The sequence below is a fragment of the Polaromonas sp. P1_G2 genome, from assembly GCF_056405515.1.
In genome coordinates this window covers 1-381 of record NZ_JBFUBY010001582.1, presented here as the reverse complement: position 1 = coordinate 381, position 381 = coordinate 1, and the positions used below count along the sequence as shown (strand labels likewise).

The 381-nt window shown below is 62.1% G+C and carries 1 pseudogene; it reads left to right on the top strand.

Features of this window, described 5'->3' with window-relative positions:
• A pseudogene (locus tag AC1D0P_RS31640) lies at positions 1–208 on the top strand (hypothetical protein); the annotation flags it as partial.
• Between the last annotated feature and the right edge of the window lie 173 nt (positions 209–381).

Genomic DNA, 381 nt, shown 5'->3' with positions numbered 1-381 from the left:
TGTCTGGAGCCAGTTGATCATCCTTGGGACCATCCAGAAGCTTGCGGGCATCCTCTCGCTCGGGTCGGTCGCGCTGGCATCGGGGACTGTGGGGCAATGGCTCCACCGCTGGCCTCGCCTGCTGGTATGGCAAGAGCGCTTTACCGGATGTGTCATGGTGGCACTGGGGCTGAGAATTGTCATGACCGGCAATGCGTCACGTCWTTGAGATGACGCCCGGGTCCCGATCAGACAAGTGAGGGCTTCTCTCGGCGAAGATCACTTCAGCCGCCACTTCTCCTCGCGCACGAACGGCTCGATCCGCTCGAACGGCATCGGCCGGGCCAGGGCATAGCCTTGCAAGGCGTCGCATCCGAGTCTCTGCAGGATGCGGATATGCTC